Source organism: Bradyrhizobium japonicum USDA 6 (genome assembly GCF_000284375.1).
In the GTDB taxonomy this organism is placed as follows: Bacteria; Pseudomonadota; Alphaproteobacteria; order Rhizobiales; family Xanthobacteraceae; genus Bradyrhizobium; species Bradyrhizobium japonicum.
Window position 1 is genome coordinate 1,514,947 of sequence record NC_017249.1, and the last position, 17,764, is coordinate 1,532,710.

A 17,764-nucleotide genomic window follows, 5' to 3' on the forward strand; every position below is an offset into this window, starting at 1 on the left:
CCTTTATGAGTCAGTATATCCTGCGTCGTCTGCTGATCGCCGTTCCGAGTCTGCTTGGCATCTCGCTGGTGCTGTTCGTCGTGCTTGCCCTAGCACCCGGCGATCCCTTCTCGGAACTGGCGACCAATCCGAACGTGCCGCCCGAAGTCGCTCTCGCGCTTCGGGCGAAGTTCGGCCTCGACGATCCGATCTACCTCCGTTACCTGCACTGGCTCAACGCCATGCTGCACGGCGACTGGGGTTTCTCCTTCGTCAGCCGGATGAATGTCGACACGCTGATCCTCCAGCGTCTGCCGGCGACGCTCTACGTGATCGGTTCGGCGCAGATTCTGGCGCTCCTGATCGCGATCCCGGTCGGGGTCTATGCGGCGACAAAGCCCTATTCGCTGTTCGACCAGATTGCCAACACGCTCGCCTTCATCGGCTTCTCGCTGCCGACCTTCTTCACCGGCATCCTGTTCATCCTGATCTTCTCGGTCACGCTGGACTGGCTGCCTTTCGTCTATACGACCGACATCAAGGGCACAGGCATCCACTGGGTGCTGGAGATGATCCGGCAGGCGATCATGCCGGTGGCGGTGCTCGGTCTGTTTCAGGCAGCGTCTATGACGCGTTTCGTTCGCTCGGCGATGCTCGACGTGATCCGGCTCGACTATGTCACCACGGCGCGCGCCAAGGGCCTCGGACAGGCCAAGGTCATCGTCAAGCACGTGATGCGCAACGCCATGATCCCGGTCGTCACCCTGATTGCGTTGCAGATGCCGGCCGTGTTCGGCGGCGCCATCGTCACCGAGCAGATCTTCCGCATTCCCGGCATCGGCTCGCTGCTGATCTCCTCCATCCTTTCCAACGACACGCCGGTGGTGATGGCCGTTACCTTCGTCTTCGCGTGCCTCGTCGTGCTGTTCAATCTCATCGCGGACGTCCTTTATGGCTGGCTTGACCCTCGCATCTCCCTCCGCTGAGCGGCGCGTCTACTCGCCCTGGCGCGAGATGTGGCGGCGCTACAGTCGCCACAAGCTCGCCGTGGTCAGTGCGTTTCTGCTCCTCATTCTGATCCTGGCGGTGGTGGCCGGCCCCTTCGTCTGGCGGGTCAAGATCGACGACATCGATATCGTGGCGGGCATGCAGGGGCCGTCGCTCGCCCATCCGTTCGGCACCGACGATCTCGGGCAGGACATCCTGGCTCGCATGATCTATGGCGGGCGCATCTCGCTCGCGGTCGGCCTTGCCGCAATGCTGGTCTCGGTCTTCATCGGTGTCCTGATCGGCGCGCTCGCCGGCATGTCGCGCGGCGCGCTCGGTCACGGCCTGATGTGGCTCACCGATCTCTTCCTGTCCCTGCCGCAACTGCCGCTGCTGCTGCTGCTGATCTATCTCTTCCGCGACGGGCTGAAGCAGATGTTCGGTCCCGAGGGCGGCATCTTCATCCTGATCGTGCTCGTGATCGGCGGCTTGCGCTGGATGCCGGTCGCGCGGCTGGTGCGCGCACAGTTCCTGTCGATCCGCGAGAAGGAGTTCGTCGAGGCCGCCCGCGCGCTCGGCGCAAGTCCGGTGCGCCAGGTGGTGCGGCACATCCTGCCCAATGCGCTCGGTCCGGTGATCATCGCCGGCACCATCGACGTCGCTGCCGCCATCATCGCGGAATCGACGCTGTCCTTCCTCGGCCTCGGCTTTCCGCCGGACACGCCCACCTGGGGCCGGCTCTTGTACGACGCCAAGGATTTCCTCGACATCGGCCCGCACTGGGCGCTGTTTCCGGGCGGCGCGATCTTCATCGCGGTGGTCGCCATCAACTTCATCGGCGACGGCCTGCGTGACGCGCTCGATGCGCGGCGGGTGATCTGATGGCGCCGCTGCTGGAAATCAAAGGGCTGAAAACCCACTTCTCGACCGACGACGGCATCCTGCAGGCCGTCGACGGCGTCGACATCTCCATCAACAAGGGCGAGACGCTCTGTGTCGTCGGCGAATCCGGCTGCGGCAAGACCGTGACCGCGATGTCGATCCTGAAGCTGATCGCCATGCCGCCCGGCCGCATCGCGGCGGGCCAGATCATCTTCGAGGGCCGCGATCTCGTGCCGCTGACGAGCCGTCAGCTCGACGAGATCAGGGCCAAGGAGATCGGCTTCATCTTCCAGGAGCCGATGACCTCGCTCAATCCGGTGCTCACCATCGGCGAGCAGATCGCCGAGAGCCTGCGCCGCCATGAAGCGGTCACGAAGAAGCAGGCGCTCGAGCGCACCATCGAGATGCTGAAGCTGGTGCAGATCCCCAACGCCGAAGGCCGCGTGCACAACTATCCGCACCAGTTCTCCGGCGGCATGCGCCAGCGCGTGATGATCGCGATGGCGCTCGCCTGCAGGCCGAAGCTGATCATTGCCGACGAGCCCACCACCGCGCTCGACGTCACCATCCAGGCGCAGATCCTCGACCTCTTGCAGGACATGAAGGAGCGCTTCGGCATGGCGGTGATGCTGATCACCCACGCCATGGGCGTCGTCGCCGAGACCGCGCAGCGCGTCGTCGTGATGTATGCCGGCAAGGTGGTGGAGGAAGCGCTCGTCGACGACCTCTTCGGCAATCCCGGCCACCCCTACACCCAGGGGCTGATCCGCTCGATCCCGCGCATCGATCTCGACAGCGAGCACAAGACAAGGCTCGAAGCGATCGGCGGCTCGGTGCCGATCCTGATCAATCCGCCGGTCGGTTGCCGCTTCGCCCCGCGCTGCAAGTTTGCCATGAACGTCTGCACCGAGAAGGAGCCGCTGCTGCGCGAGATCGCGCCCGGCCATCGCATGGCTTGTCATCTCGGAGATACGCAGTTGGGAGGCACGGCATGACCGAGCCCTTGCTCCGCGTCAGCGGCCTGAAGAAATATTTCCCCGTGCTTGGCGGCCTGCTGTCGCGCCAGGTCGGCAGCGTCTATGCGGTCGACGGGGTCTCGTTCTCGGTCAACCGCGGCGAGACGCTCGGCCTCGTCGGCGAATCCGGGTGCGGCAAATCCACCACCGGCCGCTGCGTGCTGCGCCTGATCGAGCCGACCGACGGCGAGGTCGTGTTCGACGGCCAGGACGTGCGCCAGCTCAGCGGCAATGATCTGCGCGCGATGCGGCGAAACATGCAGCTCGTGTTCCAGGATCCATTCGCCTCGCTCAATCCGCGCATGACGGTCGGTGCGATCCTCGGCGAGGCCTTCACCATCCACAATCTCACGTCCTCGGCCAAGGAGCGCGAGGAGCGCGTCGCGGGCCTCTTGGTGAAAGTCGGACTCAAGGCCGAGCACATGCGTCGCTATCCGCATGAGTTCTCCGGCGGCCAACGCCAGCGCATCGTGATCGCGCGCGCGCTCGCGGTCGAGCCGAAGCTGATCGTCTGCGACGAGCCGGTGTCCGCCCTCGACGTGTCGATCCAGGCGCAGGTGATCAATCTGCTGGAGGATCTCCAGGCCGAGCTGAACCTCACCTATCTGTTCGTCGCGCACGACCTGTCGGTGGTCGAGCACATTTCCGACCGCGTCGCCGTGATGTATCTCGGCCGCATCGTCGAGCTGGCGAAAGCGAGCGATCTCTACCGCAATCCGCAGCATCCCTACACCAGGGCACTGTTGTCAGCGGTGCCGGTGCCCGATCCCAAGCTCAAGCGCGAACGCATTCGCCTCAAGGGCGACGTGCCGAGCCCGATGAAGCCGCCATCCGGCTGCCACTTCCACACCCGCTGCCCGATCGCCCAGCCGCGCTGCGCCGAAAGCGCGCCTGTGTTGAAGGAAGGGGCGGGGGGCCACTTCGTGGCGTGCCATTTGGCGTAATGGTGCAGTGCGCCAAGCGCAGCAGGCGCCTTTACGCTGCCGCTTAATGTAATCCGACAGGCGGGGAATAATTCGAACAGGCGAGTTGGCGGCGTCCTGCACGCCCGCCGCGTCGTAGCGTCGCATCGTCAGGAACTTTCTTGCCAAAGTCCGGCGCAAGTCCTTGTCTTCTCCTTACAAAAAAGGGGCGATCCGTCACGGATCGCGCTGAGGGAGGACATCATGACGAAGACGAGCAAGGACGGCGCGTCGACGCGTCGCCGTTTTCTCAGGACGGCCGCAGCAGGGGCGGCCGCCACTGTCGCCACTCCAACCATCGCGCTGGCGCAGGGGCCGATCAGCATGCGTTGGCAGAGCACCTGGCCGGCCAAGGACATCTTCCACGAATACGCGCTCGACTATGCCAAGAAGGTCAACGACATGACCGGCGGCGACCTCAAGATCGAGGTGCTTCCCGCCGGCGCTGTGGTGCCGGCCTTCGGCCTGCTGGATGCGGTGTCGAAGGGCACGCTCGACGGCGGGCACGGCGTGCTCGCCTATCACTATGGCAAGCAGAACGCGCTGGCGCTGTGGGGCTCGGGTCCGGGCTATGCCATGGATGCCAACATGCTGCTCGCCTGGCACCGCTATGGCGGCGGCAGGGAGCTCCTCGAGAAGCTCTACGCCTCGATCGGCGCCAACGTCGTCTCGTTCCCATACGGGCCGATGCCGACCCAGCCACTCGGCTGGTACAAGAAGCCGATGACCAAGGTGGAGGATTTCCAGGGCCTGAAATTCCGCACCGTCGGCATCTCCATCGACGTGTTCACTGGCCTCGGCGCAGCGGTCAACGCGTTGCCGGGTGGTGAGATCGTTTCGGCGATGGACCGTGGCCTCCTGGATGCGGCCGAATTCAACAACGCCACATCCGATCGCGTTCTCGGCTTCCCGGATGTTTCCAAGATCTGCATGCTCCAGAGCTACCACCAGAACGCCGAGCAGTTCGAGATCTTGTTCAACAAGACCAAGTTCGACGCGCTGCCGGAGAAGATGAGGGCGATCATCGCCAATGCTGTCGACGCGGCCGGCCAGGACATGGCCTGGAAGGCGATCGACCGCTACTCCAGGGACTACGAGGAGCTGCAGACCAAGGACAAGGTCAAGTTCTACAAGACGCCGGACACGATCCTCCAGAAGCAGTTGGAGGTGTTCGACCAGGTGGCCGAGAAGAAGTCGGCAGAGAACCCGCTGTTCAAGGAGATCATCGAATCGCAACTGGCCTTCGCCAAGCGGGCGACGCAGTGGGAGCAGGATACGGTGGTCAGCCGCCGCATGGCCTATACCCACTATTTTGGTCCGAACGCCAAGAAGAAGAGCTAGCCGGCTCATCGCACGATCGAAGCGTCATCCGGGACCGCAACCCGGATGGCGCTTGTCTTGTCTCTAGACAACAGCGACACTAGGATTGGCGGTGGCAACGCACATGAATGCGCAGCGCTTTCTGTACACCATTGACGCGATCAGCACGTGGACCGGCAAGATCGCGGCCTGGCTGGTCGTGGGCCTGATGGCACTGGTCTGCGCCGAGGTCTTCAAGCGCTACATCCTCAACATGCCGACCGCCTGGATCTTCGACGCCTCGAACATGCTGTATGGCACCCTGTTCATGGTCGCGGGCGCCTATACGCTGGCCCAGAACGCCCATGTTCGCGGCGACTTCCTCTACTCTTCGATGCGGCCGCGCACCCAGGCGAGCCTCGACCTCGTGCTGTACCTCGCGTTCTTCCTGCCCGGCATCACCGCGCTGGTCTATGCGGGATGGGACTATGCGCTGGATTCCTGGCGCATCAACGAGCATTCCAATGTCACCGCCGAAGGGCCGCCGGTCTACCACTTCAAGTTCATGATTCCGCTCGCGGGCGCTCTGGTGCTGCTGCAGGGGGCAGCCGAAATCGCCCGCTGCGTGCTCTGTCTCAAGACGGGGACCTGGCCGAGCCGACTCGCCGATGTCTCCGAAATCGACGTCATCGCGGAGCAGCTTGCGCACAGCGAACATGTCGACGAAGAGGCGCGGAAGGCAGCGATCGCACGCGCACAGGACATCGAGGAAAGCGCGCGGCAGCGCGGCATGGGCGGAGACCTGCAGGGATGATCAGCGATCCGGCACTCGGACTCTTGATGCTCGTCCTCATCGTGGTCGTGATCATGATGGGCTTTCCGACCGCCTTCACCCTGATGGGGCTCGGCATGTTCTTCGGCTTCTTCGCCTATCACCGGGCGGGCGAAGCCTGGGGCGACAACCACATCTTCGACCTGATGGTCCAGCGCACATATGGTGCGATGACCAACGACGTCCTGATCTCGATCCCTCTGTTCGTGCTGATGGGCTACGTCATGGAGCGCGGCGCGCTGGTCGACAAGATGTTCTACTCGATCCAGCTCGCCTTCCGCCGCGTGCCTGCCTCGCTCGCGGTGGCGACGCTGATTGTCTGCACGTTCTGGGGCATCGCAAGCGGGCTCGTCGGCGCGGTCGTGGTATTGATGGGCGTCATCGCCTTCAATCCGATGCTGAAGGCCGGCTATGACGTCAAGCTCGCCTCGGGCGTCATCACCGCCGGCGGCACGCTCGGCATCCTGATTCCGCCCTCGGTGATGATCATCGTCTACGCGGCCGTGGCCGGACAGTCGGTGGTGAAGCTCTACGCGGCGGCGATGTTTCCTGGCTTCTTCCTGGCCTTCCTCTATCTCGTCTACATCGTCGGCTGGGCACTCCTCAATCCGAAGATTGCGCCGAAGCTTCCCGAAAGCGAAGTCAAGGTTCCGGTCCGTCCGTGGATCGTCACGCTGCAGCAAGCCTATTCGCGCAAAGTGCTGCCGGCGCTCGTTGCGGCGCTGCTGGCGCCTGCCAGGATCGTCAATGCCGGCGTCGATGGCGCCCGCGTCACCTATTTGACGTTGGTGAGGAGCCTCGGCTATGCGCTGGTGCCGCTGGTCCTCACGCTCGCAACGCTCTGGGCCGCCTGGTGGTATGTCGTGATCCACCAGCAGGCTGACATTCAAACGCCGGTCGCGGCCGCAACGCAGCAACAGCCGCGCGCAGAGGAGACGCTCCAGCCGCTCGGCGCGGGCGCCCAGGAGCAGGAGAGCGCCGAAGAAAAGCTCGAGGAACTCGGCGGCGCTGCGAGCCGGTCGGAGAGGGCCACGACGAACGAGCCTGAGGTGCTCCAGCAAATGGGCAGTGCCGAGCTGCGGGGCAAGACCACGGCCGCGCCCGCGGAGTCCGGACCGCCGCCCGAGTTCTATACTTACTTTGCCGTCGTCGCCGGTATCTGCGCGCTCATGCTCCTCTATTATTACTGGACCATGGAGGCCGAGCAGTTCGAGGTGCTGCGGCTCCTGGTCATGTCCGTGATGCCCCTCGGCATCCTGACTGTGGTCGTGCTCGCCGTGATCCTGTTCGGCATCACCACCGCGACGGAATCGGCGGCAGTGGGTGCGGCCGGCGCCTTCCTGCTCGCGTTCCAGGCCAGAACGCTGGACTGGAAGCGCACCAAGGAGGCGGTGTTCCTGACCGCCAAGACCACCTCGATGGTGTGCTGGCTTTTCGTGGGCTCGGCGCTGTTCTCGGCGGTGTTCGCGATCCTCGGCGGCCAGGCGCTGCTCGAAAGGTGGGTGCTCTCGCTCAACATGTCGCCGGTCCAGTTCATGATCCTGTCGCAGGCGATCATCTTCCTGCTCGGCTGGCCGTTGGAATGGACCGAGATCATCGTGATCTTCGTGCCGATCTTCCTGCCGATGCTGAAGCACTTCAACATCGATCCGATCCTGTGGGGCGTGCTGGTCTTCGTCAACCTCCAGGCCGCATTCCTGTCGCCGCCCGTGGCGATGTCGGCCTTCTATCTGAAGGGCGTGGCGCCAAAGCACGTCACGCTCAACCAGATCTTCTCCGGCATGATGCCCTACATGCTGATCGTGATCCTCTGCATGGTGTTCATGTACATCTGGCCCGGCCTGACGCTGTGGCTGCCGAACTATCTGTACGGAAGTTGAGCATCGGGCCGCCCCTTGGGCGAAGGAGTGGGCGGAAAAACTCATTTCGGACTGTGAACCATCTTACACCACATGCCTCCGATGGTGCTAGAATGGTCAGGCTTCTTGCTTGAAGGAGGCCCCGATGCTGACACCCTTCAACGTGTCGTACTGGGAACAGAGCGCCCGTGACTGGACGATGAGGCTTGGCGCGCTCATGCCCCAACCGCGCAAAGAGCCCGCTGAGCCCAAACCACAGCGGCCCCCGTGGCGGCACTTCGACGATACCCATGATTGGGACTCGACCGCGGAGGAATGGGTCCCCAACCACGACAAGTGATCGAGCCCGGACCGAGCCTGCCTGGACGCCTTCACCGACGTTACGATGTTACGCATATTCATCCATGAAGCAGGCCATATTCCGAGAGGGCCTGCCTGAACGCCTCCATCGACGTGTGGCGATGCGCGAACAGCCCCGCCTCACGCGCGCCGGCAACATTGGCCATGAGATCGTCGACGAACAGCACGGTCTGCGGCATCGCGTTGAGCTCGGACAGGCAGCGGCGATAGCAGCGCGGGTCCGGTTTCGCCGTATTGAACCGGGCCGAGGCGTAGATTCTCGAGCCGAACAGCGGACGCAGATCGGGGAGCAGCGCGTCGATATGGTCGGCGACCAGCGTGGTGTTGTTGGTGAGGATGGCAACATCGACGGTCTTGCGCAGGCGGCGCACGATCTCCAGCATCGCGGCATTCGCCTGCATCGAACGGCGCCGCGCTTCCACCCACTCGTCGAGCGACAGCGGATAGCCGATGCGTTCGCCGAAGCCTCGCAGATAGTCCGCAGCATCGAGCGCGCCGGAATCGCCGAGCGACTCGAAGCCGCTGTCCCAGATCGCCTCGTGGATGAACGCGCTGCTCGTCCCCGCCAGCTCTGCCAAGCACGCGACACGCTTTGCCCTGTCATAGTCGCAGAGCACGTTGTCCATGTCGAACAGGACGAGCTTGATTCCATCAGTCACGGCAACACTCTCGGATTGGCCGAACATCCGGCCGTGATCGGTGTCATATCCCGACTACGCGCAGGGGACAAATCCGGCACCGTCTCTACGGCTACGAGGTGCGACGGCGGGCCAGTTGATGCAGCACCGTATCGATGGTCGGGACCGCACCGGTCTCGCGGAGCCAATTGTCGGCCAGCTCCCTCAGTTCGCCCGGCGTCAAGCCGAACTTGCGGCGGAATGCGCGAATGAAGGTGGAATCGCTGCTGAAGCGCATGCCGACGGCGAGGTCGATCAGCCGCGTGTCCTCCGCGGACGGCGATATCAGCTGGCGGAAAGCGAGATTGAGGCGCTGCTCCCTCACATAGTGCGAGAGCCCGCCATCCGCCTCGAACAGCCGATAGAGGGTCGCGCGCGAGATCTGGAAGTGGCGGCACAACTCGTCTGCGGTGAGCGCGTCGGTCTCGAGATTGTCCGCGATGCGGCGCTTGATCATCGCAAGATAAAGATGCCGCTCGGCGCGTTCGACTCCGGCCGCAATGTCGGCGGTCCCGCCGGCGGCCGCGGCAACGATGTCGGCGATCGCTTCGATCGTGGCCTCTGCGCTGCCCGCCTCGGGCTCGGGTGGCAGCGTAAGCGCCGCGTAATGGCTGGCAAGCAGGCGCGTATGAGGATGGTTTGACGGCAGCAAGGTAGCCGTCGCCGAATCCGGATGAGCAAGCCGTGGCGCCAGCATGGCGCGTTGCAGGATGATCGCCATCAGGCGGGTACGACTGCCGCCGCCGCGCAGCACGGTCCGGTTCGGCTGCGCCATGTCGATCAGGCAGATGGCGCCGGGCCCCATCGTCACCTCGCGCCGGCCCGAGCTGAATCGCATCTCGCCCTCGACACACAGGGTGATCTGAAAGTGATCCATCGCACCGCGGGCGACGTGCGCAGGCGTCCGGTCGTATTCCTGATCGGTCGCGCGGGTATCGACCAGCAACGCATTGCGGGTCATCATCGTCACGGTGGTGACATGGAAGTCGTCCTCCGCGGTGAGCGGAACGACATCGCAGATGTCGGCCGTCATGGCGCGCAACTGTTTCAGCGCGTCCACCCCGCGCCCCGGGATGTCCGCCAGCATGGTCTCGTTCACGGCCGTCTCGTCTGCATTGCCCCACGATGAGGCCGTACCGCATGGACCCGATCGTCGAAGTCCGGCGGCCCCCCAACATCAGTTCCGCATGTAGCCATTCAGAAATCAGTGCGCAAGCGATGGTGGGCAAGGCCGCCGGCAGGATTTGGCGCGCGCCGATGTGCCGGATGTGCACACCGCGCTAGCCGCGCTTGCCAGCTACGCGGGAAAGGGCAGCGTTCGCTACGCCTGGCAGGCTTCGTCACGCGCTCTTCGCGGGCCAGGGCACGACCTGTCCCGACATAACCGTGCGGTCACGGCCGCTGTCCTTGGCGGCGTAGAGCGCGCGGTCGGCGCCGGCGACCAGCGTGTTGCAGTCCAGCGCGGTCTGAGATGGAAGGCTTGTCGCAGCGCCGATGCTTGCCGTAACCAGGCGGGAGGGCGGATTTTGTGTATGCAGCATCGCGAGGTCGTGCAATGCCTCGCGAATCTCTTCGCCGACTTCGGCGCAGCCATCCGGGCCGGTGTTCGGCAACAATACGGCGAATTCCTCGCCGCCGTAGCGCGCAGCGAGGTCCGCCGGGCGTTTGGCCTGAGCGGACAGGATCCGGCCGAGCGCGCGGAGGCAGCCGTCACCCGCCTGATGTCCGTAATGATCGTTGAATTTCTTGAAGTGATCGACGTCGATCAACAGGAGCGAGATCTGCGTGCCGTCGCGCCGGGCGCGCGCCCATTCCTCAGCGAGGCGCTCGTCGAACGCGCGGCGGTTGGCAAGCCCGGTCAGGCCATCGGTGGTCGCGAGCGATGCGAGTTTGTCCTGCAAGTCCTTCTGCTCGGTCATGTCGCGCACGACCGCGACGACACCGTCGACCTCGCCGCTGTCGGAGGCTCGGGTCACGTGCAAGGCCGCCTCGGCCCAGATATCGCCCTTGTCGCGATGGCGCTGGCGATAGACGAACCGCGCTTCCTCGGCCTCGTCGTTCTTCAGCGATGCGATGGCCTGCTCGACCCGCTCCATGTCGTCCGCGTGGATACCGGCCACCGCCGACGTACCGAGCAGTTCCTCGGGAGACCAACCGATGATGCGCACGCACGAGGGAGAGACGTAGAGCAGTCGGTTGTCCAGACCAATCCGGGATACCATATCGCTGGATTGCTCCGCGAGCAGGCGGAAATGGGCTTCATTCGCGACCAGGGCCTGCGCCATTCGCTGCCGCTGCCAGAGCTGGCGGACCAGGTAGAAGCCGATCACCGCGATCAGCACGACGAGGCCGAGCACAAAGGCCGTGCGTACGGCTGCCGCGCGTCGCCAGGGCGCCAGCACGTCGTCCTGTGACTTGCTCGTCAGCACCATCAGCGGATAGCGGCTGCTGCGCTGGTAGTAGCTCAGCCGCTGCACCCCATCGAGCGGCGACTTGAAATAGTAGATCGCCGCCGCTGGGCGACTTTTCCATTCCCTGAACAGAGGCGTATTGGAGAGGTCGCGCCCGATGAAGGCGCTGGTCTCGTCGTGGCTGCGCGCCAGCATGATACCGGCGTCGTTGAGCAGCGATGCCGAGCCGTTCGACCCGACGTCGAAGCGCTCGTAGAATTTCGCGAAATAGGCGACGTCGATCGTGAGCAGCGCGACGCCGGCAAAGCTGCCGTCGGGATGGTTGATCCGGCGTGACGCGGTGATGATCCACTGGCCGCCGGCGCGGCTCTTGATGGGCCGGCCGATCAGCGTGTCCTTCGCCGGGGAATCACGGTGCTGCCGGAAATATTCGCGATCGCTGTTGTTGAGCTTGGAGAAGTCGACATGCTCGGTCGTGGCAAGCCATCGGCCGGTCTCGTCATAGACGAAGATACCGCGGATGCGGTCTGATGATTTGCGGGTCGGCAGGTAAGTCTGGAGCTTCGCGATCGTGTCCGGGCCGGTCCCGTCGAGTTCGAGCCGATGGACCAGCCCGACCAGGATCGTATCGGCAAGCTCGAACGTGTCGTCCGCGTGCTGGACCAGGGAATGCGCGAGGTTGGCGACGTCGATCTCGGCGTTCCGGAGGTCGGAGTTGTGCGTTTCCCATTCGCGCCAGACGCTCAAGCCGAGGATCGCCAAGCAGATCAGCACGACGAATCCGCCCGCCCAGAGCGGAAGGCGCGTCTTGCCGAGTTCGCGGTTCGAGACCAACGGGCTTGCTCCAAATCGGAGCAAACCTCTCACTTTGGCCTTAACGGCCTGTTGCAACTTCCGCGATGATTTTGCGCGTCCGTAATCCGCCGGATGAGGTCGCCGATATTTTGATCGACTCTCATCGCCGGATGTTAACTACGTCGCCGCGGCATGACGGCTTCGCGCGCGTCTGCCGCGTCAGTCGACCAGCGTGAAGCCGACGCGCAGCGTCACCTGGTAGTGGCGGACGGCGCCATTCTCGATGTGACCGCGTGTCTGCACCACCTCGAACCATTTCATTTCGCGAACGGTCTTGGCGGCGCGGCTGATCGCGTTCTTGATCGCATCCTCGATGGAGGTTTCGGATGATCCGACCAGCTCCAGGATCTTGTAGACGTGATCCGTCTCGGCTGTGGGCATGGTACGTCTCCCTCGTTTGCGTTGCGGCACCACCGCCACCCGCTCCCATTTGAACGGGTACCGGCGTTCCGGGTTCCATCGTCCGCCATGGCCCGCATGCGCCAGCCGAGGTGGAGTGCGTCGCACCCGCCTGCTAAGCGCTGTCCATGGATTCGGCGCGGCGCGACAGAACGATCGGCTTTCTCTGCCTCGGTGTGACCGCGTTCGGCTGGGCGCTGAACTGGCCATTGATGAAGCTGCTGCTCCAGCAATGGCCGCCGCTGTTCGCGCGCGGGCTGGCCGGCGTCTGCGCCTCGCTCATTCTCGGCGCGCTCGCACTGGGCCGGAAGGAATCCTTCGCCGTTCCGCGCGAGGCGATTCCGCGGCTGTTGTTTGCGACCCTCACCAACGTCCTTGCCTGGATGGGGCTCGGCACGGTCGCGATGAAATATGTGACCGTGAGCGAGGGGGCTCTGCTCGCCTATACGATGCCGATCTGGGCCATGCTGTTCGCCTGGCCTGTGCTGGGTACGCGGCCGACCATGCGGGATATTTTGGGTCTCGTCCTCGGTGTCGCCGGCGTCGGGCTGCTCCTCGGCGGCCACGGCTTTGCGTTCGGCGCCGACAAGCTGCTCGGCATCGCGCTCGCGCTGCTCTGCGCCATCCTGTTCGCGTTCGGCAATGTGCTCAACCGCAAGGCGCTGCCGATGCCGCCGCTGGTGGTCGTCGCCTGGCAGGTTGGGCTCGGCTGCGCCACGATGCTGATCCTCGGCATCCTGTTCGAGCAACCCGATATCACCGCGATCACCCCGCTGGGTCTCGGCTGCTTCGTCTATATGACGCTGGTGCCGATGGGCGTCTGCTACGTCACCTGGTTCGAGACGTTGCGCCGCCTGCCGCCGACCTCGGCCTCGACCGGCATGCTGATCGTCCCCGTGATCGGCGTCGTCTCCGCCGCGATCATCCTGGGCGAGCCGCTGGGCCTGCGCGAATGGGCGGCGATGGCGCTCACGCTCGGCGGCGTGACGCTGGCATTGCAGCGGGCCTAGAGGCGTTATTCCGCGGCCTGCGATAGGATGGGCGCCGGCTGCGTCCCGCGCCATAGCAGCCGCAGCAGCAGGATCAGGAGCGCCATCAGGGCGAAGCCGCCCAGGGCGGGCGCGAAATGTTGGTCGGGATCGGCCTTCTGCCCGAATTGCACCGCGAGCCGCCCCGACTGCAGCAGCCCATAGGCTCCGGCGAACAGGATCAGCCCGTATATGATGCCCCGCTCGCGCGGGCTCGCCATCCTGGTGAGATCGGGCAGCATCAGGGCCAGACCGATCCCGACCATCGGCAGATCGTAATCATAGGCATAGGGGCTGATCATCACGGATACCATCACGGCGGCACCGAGCGTGAAGGCCGGTGAAGCGCCCCGCGCCGCACCGAGAAGGACGGTGAACAAGGCCAGCCCGGCAACGGCCGTCTGTCCCCAGAAGGCCGCGCTTGCGGGAAGGCCGGCTTTGTACAGCGCAGCATAGGTCGAGATCATGCGGAAGAGCGGGTAGAAGCCCTGCTCGAGATAGCCCGCCGATTCCCTGATCGCTCCGAGCCACGCGAACCAGATCTGCCCCCCGAAGAGGAGCGTGCAGAGCAGCGAGCTTGCCAGTACGACGGCCGCGGCCGTTCCGAGCGCAATCCAGCGCCGCGTCACCAGCAGATAGACCCCGGCGGCAATCGCCAGGTGCGGCTTGATCACCATGGCGCCGAGCGCGAGGCCCGCCAACAGCTGCCGCCGCTCCACGTTGAGGCAGACCAGCCCGATCAGCGCCCCCGTCAGAAAGCCGTTCTGCCCGCAGCCGATGGTGATCGCCATCGCCGGAAACAGGATCACCAGCACCTGCGCGAAATTCCGGCCGGCGATCGCCCGGAGCGTCACGAGATAAAGTGCAAGCGTCGCGGCGGTGAACAGGAGATAGCCGACGCCGATCGGCAGGAATGCGAACGGCGCGAGCAGGAGGTCGTATTGCGGCGGATAGGTCCAGGGCATGAAGCCGGTGGCGCCGCCGGCGGCCTCCATCTGCATCTTCAGCAGGGCGTCGAAATGATAGACCTGGTCGAGATCGCCGCGCCAGACGTGCTGCGCGACGATGTGGAAGGCATCGAAATCGGCGAGCTCGCGATCCGTCCAGCCGCCGAAGCGTGCGAACCAGAAGGCCTTGAAGACGGCGATCGACGCCAGCGCCGCCAGCACAAAGCGAACATAGGTGGTCCGCTTCGATGGCGAGGACTGAACCGCTTCCAGCGTCTCGGCAAACATGAGCGACGACCTTGGACCTGATGGATCGGCGGCTGGACGGGCAGGGCCGCGGATCCCGGCCAAACTGCCATCGGAGGCTTAAGGGACTGTAACGAATGCGGAAGGATTTGGCCGCCGGCGCCTCTCTGGCGGCGCTGGGGCGCGCGGAACTGGGCCTGGCTAACCGCCGATCTTGCGCCGGGGTGACGCGATTTCCGGCCGACCTGAATGCGATGTCGAAATGACCTTTTCGAAATCGCCCGCCCGCACAGATGGCCGTGCTTGCCCGCTCGAAGACAGGCGAGCTAACCTGCGCATATCCTGCCAAGTTTTCTGCCAAGTTCGATGTGCGGCGATGATCGACAGTTGGACGAAGGGCGTTCTGGTTGCGATCGGCCTGTCTGCCGTGCCCGCGCCGGGCGTCGCGCAGGACGATCTCGATGCTGCGCCCTGCACGATGGCGCTGCAAGTGAGCACCGATCCTTCCATGATCGAGTGCCGCAAGCTTGAGACGGCCAATCCCGCCTTGCTCGCGTTCCTGCCGCTGCGCCGGACCTTCAACGATGACTTTGACGAGCATCCGCTTGCGACAGGTCGCTGGGTGCCGCATTACGCCGGCGGTGCGGCCTGGCCGGAAGCGCGCTATTGGGGCGGTGACGGCTCCGACTTCAAGCGCAAGACCAGCGCCAATGGCGAGCAGCAGATCTACGTCGATCCGCGCTATTCGGGGCGTGCGGGGACGCCGCTTGGGCTAGATCCGTTCAAGGTGAAGGACGGCGTGCTCTCGATCGTCGCCAGCCGCACGCCGCCGGAACTGAAGTCCGTTCTGTTCAACAACGAGTACATCTCGGGAATCCTGACCACGCAGGGCACGTTCGCGCAGAAGCACGGCTATTTCGAAATCCGCGCCAAGGTGCCGGTCGGCCATGCGGTGTGGCCGGCGTTCTGGATGCTGGCGGACGACGGCGGCTGGCCGCCGGAGGTCGACGTGCTGGAAGGCCGCGGCGAGCGGCCCGGCGATCTCGTGATGACGACGCATTGGCGGATTCCGTCGACCCAGAAGATCCAGTCCTGCGGCTTCGACTATGCGGTCGGCGATGCTTCGAGCACGTTCCATAATTACGGTGTGCTGTGGGAGGAGGATCGCCTGGTCTATTTCATCGACCGCAAGCCGGTCTCCGACATCAAGGTGCCGATCGGCTTCGACGATCCCATGTACATGATCGTCAATCTCGCGATCGGATCGAAATTCTTTCTCGGCGTCGGTCCGGTCGATGCGCAATCGCCGCCCACCGTCGCATTCGAGATCGACCGGATTTCCGCCTATCAGATCGACATGGAGCAGGCTCGGAGATAGCGATGTCAGCTGATGTCTCGCGGCGCGATCTTGCGAAGCTCGCGGGGCTCGCCGCGCTTGGCGCTGCGGCGGGTGCCAAGGCTGCAGATAGCTGGGCTGCAGATAATGAGACGCCCGACCGCCACGCGCACGCGCCCTTTCCCAAGGACTTTTTGTGGGGCACGGCGACCTCGTCCTACCAGATCGAGGGCGCCGTCGACGAGGATGGCCGCGGCAAGTCGATCTGGGACATTTTCAGCCACACGCCCGGCAAGATCGAGGACGGCTCGACCGGCGACCGCGCCAATGAGCATTATCACCGCTACAAGGACGACGTCGCGTTGATCAGGGCGCTCGGTGTCAAAGCCTACCGCTTCTCGATTGCGTGGCCGCGGGTGTTTCCGGATGGATCGGGCCAGCCCAATCCGAAGGGGCTCGATTTCTACGACCGGCTCGTCGACGAGCTGCTCGCGAGCGGCATCGAGCCCTGTGCGACGCTCTATCACTGGGACCTGCCGCAGGCGCTCCAGGATCGCGTCGGCGGCTGGCAGTCGAGCGACACCTCGAAGGCCTTTGCAGATTACGCCGCCTATGTCGCCGCGCGCCTGACCGATCGGGTCAAGACCATCTTCACCGTGAACGAGGTCGGGCGCTTCGTGAATTTCGGCTATGGCTGGGGCATCGACGCGCCCGGCCTCAAGCTGCCGGCCGCGCAGCTCAACCAGGCGCGCCATCACGTCGCGCTGGCGCATGGGCTTGCTGTGCAGGCGATCCGCGCGTCGGGCCGCGCCGGCACCCGCGTCGGTGCGGCCGAGAATATCGCAGCCTGCGTGCCCGCGCTCGCAACGCCTGAAAATATCCGCGCCGCCGAGATCGCGACGCGCGAGCTCAACGCCGGGTTTCTTGGCGTGGTGCTGGAGGGCAAGTACACCGACGGCTTCCTCGCCTATGCCGGGGCGGATGCGCCGAAATTCACCCCTGAGGAGTTGAAGATCATCGGCACGCCGAACGATTTCGTCGGGCTCAACATCTACGCGCCGCAATACTACGTCACGGCCTCCGATCGCGCGTCGGGCTTCCGCGTGCTGCCGTTCCCAGCCTCGTTCCCGCACATGAACTCGGAATGGCTGCGGGTCGGCCCCGAGGTGATCTACTGGGTCCCGCGTCTCGCCGCAAAAATCTGGAACATCGAGACCATCTACATCAGCGAGAACGGCACCTCGTCCGAGGACAAGATTTCCGCCGACGGCCAGGTCTACGATCTCGACCGCATCATGTTCCTGCGCAATTACCTGACCCAGATGCAGCGTGCGATCGCCGAGGGCGTGCCGATTCGCGGCTATTTCCTGTGGAGCCTGATGGACAATTTCGAGTGGATTTTTGGCTACGGCAAGCGCTTCGGCCTCTACCGGGTCGATTTCGAGACGCAGGCGAGGGTACCGAAGCTGAGCGCGGCGTTCTATCGGGATGTGGTGATCCGCAACGCGATCGGTGTGTGAGGCGGATGCCATCGTCAACATGGCGAACAAGGAGGGCATTTCTCCGAGCGATTGGATAGCCGGAACTGCCGAAGCCGGCCCGAACCGGCACTGGAAGAATGTGAATGCGACAATATCGATGCAAATCGAAAAGACCTGCGCCGTGGCAAGAGGCCAAATGGGCATCTAC

Annotated in this window: 16 protein-coding genes; 11 read left to right on the forward strand and 5 right to left on the reverse strand. The window is 64.4% G+C overall.

Features of this window, described 5'->3' with window-relative positions; translation table 11 throughout:
• Nucleotides 1–5 precede the first annotated feature (5 nt).
• The 8 genes from BJ6T_RS07040 (at nucleotide 6) to BJ6T_RS07075 (ending at nucleotide 8,156) form a co-directional block, all read left to right on the forward strand.
• Complete coding sequence (locus tag BJ6T_RS07040; RefSeq protein ID WP_014491614.1) at nucleotides 6–965, forward strand: ABC transporter permease; 960 nt, start codon at nucleotides 6–8, stop codon at nucleotides 963–965.
• Nucleotides 931–1,848: an ABC transporter permease gene (locus tag BJ6T_RS07045; protein ID WP_014491615.1), complete on the forward strand. Its 918-nt coding sequence runs from the start codon at nucleotides 931–933 to the stop codon at nucleotides 1,846–1,848. Before BJ6T_RS07040 ends, BJ6T_RS07045 begins: the two co-directional genes overlap by 35 nt.
• Nucleotides 1,848–2,843, forward strand: coding sequence for an ABC transporter ATP-binding protein (locus BJ6T_RS07050; protein WP_014491616.1), 996 nt, complete (start codon nucleotides 1,848–1,850; stop codon nucleotides 2,841–2,843). The genes BJ6T_RS07045 and BJ6T_RS07050 overlap by 1 nt, the downstream gene beginning before the upstream one ends.
• Complete coding sequence (locus BJ6T_RS07055) at nucleotides 2,840–3,808, forward strand: ABC transporter ATP-binding protein (RefSeq protein WP_014491617.1); 969 nt, start codon at nucleotides 2,840–2,842, stop codon at nucleotides 3,806–3,808. Before BJ6T_RS07050 ends, BJ6T_RS07055 begins: the two co-directional genes overlap by 4 nt.
• A 222-nt stretch (nucleotides 3,809–4,030) precedes the next feature.
• Nucleotides 4,031–5,167: a TRAP transporter substrate-binding protein gene (locus BJ6T_RS07060; protein WP_014491618.1), complete on the forward strand. Its 1,137-nt coding sequence runs from the start codon at nucleotides 4,031–4,033 to the stop codon at nucleotides 5,165–5,167.
• A 103-nt stretch (nucleotides 5,168–5,270) separates the two neighbouring features.
• The gene (locus tag BJ6T_RS07065; RefSeq protein ID WP_028170110.1) at nucleotides 5,271–5,939 is read left to right on the forward strand and encodes a TRAP transporter small permease subunit; all 669 of its coding nucleotides are present in this window, start codon (nucleotides 5,271–5,273) and stop codon (nucleotides 5,937–5,939) included.
• Entirely contained in the window at nucleotides 5,939–7,837 is a 1,899-nt protein-coding gene (locus BJ6T_RS07070; protein WP_028170109.1) for a TRAP transporter large permease, read from the forward strand. The genes BJ6T_RS07065 and BJ6T_RS07070 overlap by 1 nt, the downstream gene beginning before the upstream one ends.
• A 124-nt stretch (nucleotides 7,838–7,961) precedes the next feature.
• Entirely contained in the window at nucleotides 7,962–8,156 is a 195-nt protein-coding gene (locus BJ6T_RS07075) for a hypothetical protein (protein ID WP_014491621.1), read from the forward strand.
• Nucleotides 8,157–8,214: 58 nt separating this feature from the next.
• Here the strand turns inward: BJ6T_RS07075 and BJ6T_RS07080 are convergent, their stop codons facing one another.
• The 4 genes from BJ6T_RS07080 to BJ6T_RS07095 form a co-directional block, all read right to left on the reverse strand.
• Nucleotides 8,215–8,862 (reverse strand): HAD family hydrolase, encoded by a 648-nt coding sequence (locus BJ6T_RS07080; RefSeq protein WP_014491622.1) that lies wholly within the window; start codon nucleotides 8,860–8,862, stop codon nucleotides 8,215–8,217.
• Nucleotides 8,863–8,926: 64 nt separating this feature from the next.
• Nucleotides 8,927–9,952: a helix-turn-helix domain-containing protein gene (locus BJ6T_RS07085; protein WP_014491623.1), complete on the reverse strand. Its 1,026-nt coding sequence runs from the start codon at nucleotides 9,950–9,952 to the stop codon at nucleotides 8,927–8,929.
• Between the two features lie 241 nt (nucleotides 9,953–10,193).
• A complete protein-coding gene (locus BJ6T_RS07090) occupies nucleotides 10,194–12,098 on the reverse strand; it encodes a diguanylate cyclase domain-containing protein (protein ID WP_014491624.1) in 1,905 nt (634 codons plus the stop codon).
• 180 nt (nucleotides 12,099–12,278) lie between these two features.
• Nucleotides 12,279–12,500, reverse strand: a complete 222-nt coding sequence (locus tag BJ6T_RS07095; protein WP_014491625.1) for a dodecin — start codon at nucleotides 12,498–12,500, stop codon at nucleotides 12,279–12,281.
• 146 nt (nucleotides 12,501–12,646) lie between these two features.
• On the opposite strand from BJ6T_RS07095, the gene BJ6T_RS07100 reads away from it, so the two are divergent.
• Nucleotides 12,647–13,528: a DMT family transporter gene (locus BJ6T_RS07100; RefSeq protein ID WP_014491626.1), complete on the forward strand. Its 882-nt coding sequence runs from the start codon at nucleotides 12,647–12,649 to the stop codon at nucleotides 13,526–13,528.
• Nucleotides 13,529–13,533: 5 nt separating this feature from the next.
• Here BJ6T_RS07100 and BJ6T_RS07105 read toward each other — a convergent pair whose 3' ends face one another.
• A complete protein-coding gene (locus BJ6T_RS07105) occupies nucleotides 13,534–14,781 on the reverse strand; it encodes a glycosyltransferase family 87 protein (RefSeq protein WP_014491627.1) in 1,248 nt (415 codons plus the stop codon).
• A 334-nt stretch (nucleotides 14,782–15,115) separates the two neighbouring features.
• Between BJ6T_RS07105 and BJ6T_RS07110 the strand changes: the two genes are divergently transcribed.
• Nucleotides 15,116–16,117, forward strand: a complete 1,002-nt coding sequence (locus tag BJ6T_RS07110) for a glycoside hydrolase family 16 protein (RefSeq protein ID WP_014491628.1) — start codon at nucleotides 15,116–15,118, stop codon at nucleotides 16,115–16,117.
• Nucleotides 16,118–16,119: 2 nt separating this feature from the next.
• Nucleotides 16,120–17,595: a GH1 family beta-glucosidase gene (locus tag BJ6T_RS07115; RefSeq protein ID WP_014491629.1), complete on the forward strand. Its 1,476-nt coding sequence runs from the start codon at nucleotides 16,120–16,122 to the stop codon at nucleotides 17,593–17,595.
• Nucleotides 17,596–17,764 lie beyond the last annotated feature (169 nt).